Source organism: Gammaproteobacteria bacterium (assembly GCA_013696315.1).
In the GTDB taxonomy this organism is placed as follows: Bacteria; Pseudomonadota; Gammaproteobacteria; order JACCYU01; family JACCYU01; genus JACCYU01.
Window position 1 is genome coordinate 1 of record JACCYU010000266.1, and the last position, 5,691, is coordinate 5,691.

A 5,691-nucleotide genomic window follows, 5' to 3' on the forward strand; every position below is an offset into this window, starting at 1 on the left:
CGCATTCGGTCGAGGCGCCCGGCTATCCGTTCGGCAGCGTCGTGCCGTATTGCCTGGATCGTGCGGGCGCGCCCGTGATCCTGATCAGCCGCATCGCGCAGCACACCCGCAACATCGACGCCAATGCCAAAGTCTCGCTAATCGTCACGGAAGATGAAAAAGACGACGTGCAGGCCGCCGCGCGTCTCACTCTGCTGGCCAATGCCGCGCGCTTGCGCCCGGAGGCGGCGGACGATGTCGCGGCGCGCTATTACGAATTCTTTCCCGAAGCGCGTGATTATCACGCGACCCACGACTTCGACTTTTACGGACTGAATCTGGTGCGCGCGCGTTACATCGGCGGTTTCGGCGAGATCCACTGGCTGGAGGCGTCGCGGCTCACCCTGGCGAATCCGTTTGCACGCGATCAGGAAACGCCCATGGTCGCGCACATGAACGCCGATCACGTCGAGGCCATGCGGCATTACTGCGTGCGCGCGGGGATCGACTGTGGCGCCCATGAGCCCGCGATGGCCGGCGTGGACGCGGAAGGGTTTCACCTGCGGCTGGGCGCGCGCATCGAGCGCTTCGAGTTCGCGCGAGCCGTCAGTACGCCGGGCGAGGTGCGTGCGGCGCTGGTCGCGATGGCGCGGGACGATTAACCACGGGCGTGAGACCACATTAGCGAAAGATTTTTATTGAACTTCACCGCACAGCCCCTTTAAGTTGCCGCCGAGCGACCCCATGTGGCTTACGCGGATGGTGGTATGTGCGTGCGAGCGAGCTTGTGCGTGAGGCGCCAGGTTGAGAACGCATCATCGAACTTAAAAATAGAGAGGAAAGAGATATGAACATCAGACCCTTACACGACCGCGTTATCGTCCGGCGGGTGGAAGAGGAACGCAAGAGCGCGGGCGGCATCGTGATCCCTGATACCGCCGCCGAGAAGCCGACGCAGGGCGAAGTGGTCGCCGCCGGCAACGGGCGCATTCAGGAAAACGGCGAGGTGCGGCCGCTGGACGTTAAGGCCGGTGACAAGATTCTGTTCGGCAAGTATTCCGGTACCGAGGTCAAGGTCGATGGCGAAGACCTGCTGGTGATGAAGGAAGACGACATCATGGGCGTTATTGAAAAGTAAGTCCCCGGCTCATTAGCCGTTTGTTAATTTATTCAGGAGCATATCCATGGCAGCAAAAGAAATCAGATTCAGCACAGATGCGCGCGAACGCATGGTGCATGGGGCCACCATTCTGGCCAACGCGGTAAAGGCGACCTTAGGTCCCAAGGGACGCAACGTGGTGCTGGAAAAATCCTTCGGCGCCCCTTCGATCACCAAGGACGGCGTGTCCGTGGCCAAGGAAATCGAACTCAAGGACAAGTTCGAGAACATGGGCGCGCAGATGGTCAAAGAGGTCGCCTCCAAGACTTCTGACACAGCCGGGGACGGCACCACCACGGCGACGGTGCTGGCGCATATGATGTTGCAGGAAGGTTTCAAGGCGGTAGCCGCCGGCATGAACCCGATGGACTTGAAGCGCGGACTGGACAAGACGGTCATCGCGGCGGTCGAGGAACTCAAGAAACTCTCCAAGCCCTGCACCGACTCCAACGCCATCGCGCAGGTCGGCACCATCTCCGCCAACTCGGACGAAACCATCGGTCAGATCATCGCCGAGGCCATGGACAAGGTCGGCAAGGAAGGTGTGATCACAGTCGAGGACGGCTCCGGTCTGGAGAGCGAACTCGAAGTCGTCGAGGGTATGGAGTTCGATCGCGGCTATCTGTCGCCGTACTTCATCAACAACCAGCAGCGCATGACCGCCGAGCTGGAAGACCCGTACATCCTGCTCTACGACAAGAAGATATCGAACATCCGCGAACTTTTGCCGGTGCTTGAGGGCGTGGCGAAATCGGGCAAATCACTGCTGATTATCTCCGAAGACGTCGAAGGCGAGGCGCTGGCGACCTTGGTGGTCAACACCATTCGCGGCATCGTGAAAGTCGCCGCCGTCAAGGCGCCGGGCTTCGGCGATCGTCGCAAGGCCATGCTTCAGGACATCGCTATTCTGACCGGCGGCACAGTGATCTCCGAGGAAGTCGGGCTATCGCTGGAAAAAGCCAGCCTGGAGGACCTCGGTAGCGCGAAAAAAGTTGTCGTTAACAAGGACAACACCACCGTCATCAGCGGCGCGGGCAAGTCGAAAGAGATCAAGGGCCGGGTCGAGCAGATCCGCGCGCAGATCGAGGAAGCGACTTCTGATTACGACAAGGAGAAGCTGCAGGAGCGCATGGCCAAGCTGGCCGGCGGTGTGGCGGTGATCAAGATCGGCGCCGCGACCGAGGTCGAGATGAAGGAGAAGAAGGCCAGAGTCGAAGATGCCTTGCACGCCACGCGCGCGGCGGTCGAGGAAGGCGTGGTCGCCGGTGGCGGCGTGGCGCTGGTGCGGGTGTTGCACAGCCTGCGCAAGAAAGGAATCGAAATGCTGAACGAAGATCAGGAGATGGGCATGAAGATCGCGTTCCGCGCCATGGAAGAGCCGTTGCGCCAGATCGTGAAAAACGCCGGCGCGGAATCGTCGGTGGTGCTGAACAAGGTTGCGGAAGGCAAGGGCAACTTCGGTTACAACGCGCAGACCGATGAATACGGCGACATGGTGAAGATGGGCATTCTCGATCCCACCAAGGTCGTGCGCACCGCGTTGCAGAACGCGGCCTCGATCGCGGGCCTGATGATCACCACCGAGGCCATGATCGCCGAAGCGCCGAAGAAGTCTTCGAAGGGCGGTGCGGGCGCGCCAGGCATGGACGACATGGATGACATGATGTAAACGCTGCTCGAAACTTGGGCTTCTCTGTATTATGCAGTGAAGCCCAAGCTTGCATCATCGGCGTAAACAGAAAGGCCCCGTGGTTGAGACGGGGCCTTTTTTTCGGGGTCTTCTTTATGGGGGCGGGCGCGCTAGCGCGGTTACTCGTCGTCGTAAACCTCGCGCAGCATGGTGTCCAGACGCTTTGCTTCCAGCAGCGCCTCGATCGCGCGGCTCGGATGGCTGGGAGCGGCAGCCATCAGCAATCCGTACTCCGCCGCGAACAACAGGGAGCCGGCCGGCGTGTCGTCGGAAAGGACATGCAGATTGTCCATGTCGTCGTCGAAATCGACCTCGAATGGTTCGTCTTCGCGGATTTCGTCCTCGCTGAGGTTCTCGATAGCCTCGTCGTCGCCAGCACTCTCGACTGCGTTTACGTCTTCATCTTCCCGCGCGACCGCTGTGGCATGCTGGCTGGTGTCGCGCGCGCGGTGTTCAGAGTTGTGATTCAAAATTCCGTTTCGCATGGTGTATCTCCGCAAAGGCCGCGTTTAGCGTCCGTCACGCCGAAACGACAATTCGGCCGCGTTGCGCCGTGAGTTTCCGCGTGTTCCTGGTCCTGTAAATTGAATTGGTACTGGCCGCGCGCAACCGGATCAAGCGGTTTCGAGACGAGCGGCCATAACCTAAGCGCAGGCGGTAAGCGCGCATACAAACCGCGGCGCTCGGCCAAAGCTTGTGTTAATGGCTCAGGCTTGCGTTTACGTGATAAGCCCGTCGCTTGCGACAACAGACATGGGCTCGTACAGTTGCGCCAAAACCATGCAGGGCATGTTCGTTCGGCGATCGTCACGATTGCCAGCGGCTTGGAACCAGATCAAATATCGCGAAGCGCGCATCGACGAACTTACGCGCCAGCGCTTGCCGCAGTACGCTGCAAAACTATGTGCGCGGCTGAACTGCCACGATTACGCGCGCTTCGACTTCCGCGCGGACAGCAAAGGCGAAATCAAGCTGCTGGAGGTCAACCCCAACCCCGCCTGGTGCTGGGAAGGCGAACTCAACATCATAGCCGGGATCGCGGGGTTCACTTACAGCCAGTTTCTGGAGATGCTGCTGAAAGCGGCGTTGGGGCGGGTTGAATAGCTAGAAACATATGAGAGTTTCGGCGGTGAGCATAAATGACAAGTAACTTCATCAATCGAATTAGCGCATTGGATCTTCATCGGTGGGCGGATCAGATGCACGCGCGCGCCGAGCTGCCGAGGCTGGTAAGGCTCTTAATTCATTCAGTTCCCGGAGAACTAGTGAGTATCGACATGCCGGCGGGTGAGGGCATTCAGCGACACGGTTGGGATGGCATTGTCGAAAGCCGGGTAGGTAACGCATGGTTACCTTCAGGCTTAACAGGCTGGGAAATGGGCGTGGATAAAGATCCGCGACGAAAGGCAAGTGAGAATTATGCCGCGCGCGTGAGCGATGCGCTGGGCTTAAACCCCGCTCAAAGCTGTTTCGTGTTTGTTACTCCTCGCAACTGGCCTGGAAAAAACCGTTGGTTAGAAGAAAAGAAGAAGCAGGGCGAATGGCGCGAGGTACGAGCCTACGATGCGCACGATCTGGAACAGTGGTTGGAGATTGCTTCTCCGGCAGTCAACGCTTGGTTAAGCGAGTTAATGGGCAAGCCGGTAGGTGATCTTCGCTCCGTCAGGGACTGGTGGTCTGGCTTTTGCACTTCAACGGATCCGTCATTGACGCCCTCTTTAGTACTCGCGGGACGTGAAACTGCGCGGCAGAAATTGTCTGATTGGCTCGACGGTTCAACCCATTTACTGGAGGTTCGGGGAGATTCACCTGTAGAGGTACTCGCTTTTATCGCTGCAGTATTGACAACTCTGCCGGAGCCGCAGCGGAGCTCTCGCCAGGCGCAAACGTTAGTGGTCGATTCGGCAAGGGCTTCGCAGTCTTTGCTAACAGTCAGAGATCCCTTGCTGCTGATTATGAACAGCGCTGATCTGACTGCGGTTGGACAGTTAGATCAAGCAGGACACCGGATCGTTTTGCCGTTAGGGCGCAATATGGGAGAGTCTGATGAAGCGCTCGTATTGCCGCGTCAGCCAAGCCGTGAAATGGCCCAGGCGCTGGTCAGCATGGGTTTTTCAGAATCTAAAGCGGAGGCCGGTGTTCGTGCGAGCGGGCGCAGTCTGCTCGCGCTTCAAAGAAAGTTATCGAAAGCACCGGCTCTAGCATCCCCTCCGTGGGCGCGGCCTGAAGTCGCTGGCGTACTTGCCGCAGCATTGCTCGCCGGCGGCTGGAATGACGAAATCGAAGGGGATAGGAATGTGCTGGAAACGCTTTCAGGTCGTCGGTATGGCGAATTTTCTAAGTCTGTCGGGCAGTGGCTGCACGTGCCGGATGCTCCGCTCAGGCGTGTGGGCGCTGTATGGCGTTTGGTAGCGCCTTTAGATGCCTGGTTGCTCTTAGGCCGGTTTCTGAGCCAAGACGATCTGCAGACGTTTCGTAAGGTCGCCATGGAAGTACTTGGATTTCCTGACCCGCGTTTCGATTTACCTTTAGAAAAACGGTGGATGGCTAGCGCGTATGGCAAGTCGATACCCTATTCGAATTGGCTTCGAGAGGGCCTGACGGAAAGCCTGGCGCTGCTAGCCACGTATGCGGGGCAAGCGAGAGTTGAGGTGCCCGCCAGACCAGAGGACTGGATGAATGGCATCGTCAGAGAATTACTACACGAGGCCCCGCCCGTGCGTTGGGGTTCGATCGCTGACTTGCTGACGCTGCTTGCTGAGGCTGCTCCAGCAGCATTTCTGGAAGCCGTCGAGGACGAGATGACAAAGGAAGCCCCAGCGGTCATGGCTCTTTTCGATGAGGAGGGTGACTTGGGTGGATG

Annotated in this window: 6 protein-coding genes; 5 read left to right on the top strand and 1 reads right to left on the bottom strand. The window is 58.7% G+C overall.

Annotated features, from left to right (window positions below):
- The 3 genes from H0V34_14985 to groL all read left to right on the top strand — a co-directional run.
- The coding region (locus H0V34_14985) for a HugZ family protein (GenBank protein MBA2492926.1) at window positions 1–641 on the top strand (641 nt) is incomplete at its 5' end.
- A gap of 185 nt (window positions 642–826) precedes the next feature.
- Window positions 827–1,117: a co-chaperone GroES gene (gene groES / locus H0V34_14990; protein ID MBA2492927.1), complete on the top strand. Its 291-nt coding sequence runs from the start codon at window positions 827–829 to the stop codon at window positions 1,115–1,117.
- Between the two features lie 46 nt (window positions 1,118–1,163).
- On the top strand, window positions 1,164–2,807 hold the full coding sequence (gene groL / locus H0V34_14995; protein MBA2492928.1) for a chaperonin GroEL: 1,644 nt from the start codon (window positions 1,164–1,166) through the stop codon (window positions 2,805–2,807).
- A gap of 140 nt (window positions 2,808–2,947) precedes the next feature.
- Here groL and H0V34_15000 read toward each other — a convergent pair whose 3' ends face one another.
- The gene (locus tag H0V34_15000) at window positions 2,948–3,313 is read right to left on the bottom strand and encodes a hypothetical protein (protein MBA2492929.1); all 366 of its coding nucleotides are present in this window, start codon (window positions 3,311–3,313) and stop codon (window positions 2,948–2,950) included.
- 217 nt (window positions 3,314–3,530) lie between these two features.
- Between H0V34_15000 and H0V34_15005 the strand changes: the two genes are divergently transcribed.
- Complete coding sequence (locus tag H0V34_15005) at window positions 3,531–3,932, top strand: hypothetical protein (GenBank protein MBA2492930.1); 402 nt, start codon at window positions 3,531–3,533, stop codon at window positions 3,930–3,932.
- Window positions 3,933–4,093: 161 nt separating this feature from the next.
- Window positions 4,094–5,691, top strand: a 1,598-nt coding sequence (locus H0V34_15010; protein MBA2492931.1) for a hypothetical protein, incomplete at its 3' end; no start/stop codon positions are given.

Bases quoted from the DNA above. Each gene is read 5' to 3' on its own strand.
- H0V34_15000 (MBA2492929.1), bottom strand. From the start codon at position 3,313: ATGCGAAACGGAATTTTGAATCACAACTCTGAACACCGCGCGCGCGAC.
- groL (MBA2492928.1), top strand. From the start codon at position 1,164: ATGGCAGCAAAAGAAATCAGATTCAGCACAGATGCGCGCGAACGCATG.
- groES (MBA2492927.1), top strand. From the start codon at position 827: ATGAACATCAGACCCTTACACGACCGCGTTATCGTCCGGCGGGTGGAA.
- H0V34_15005 (MBA2492930.1), top strand. From the start codon at position 3,531: ATGGCTCAGGCTTGCGTTTACGTGATAAGCCCGTCGCTTGCGACAACA.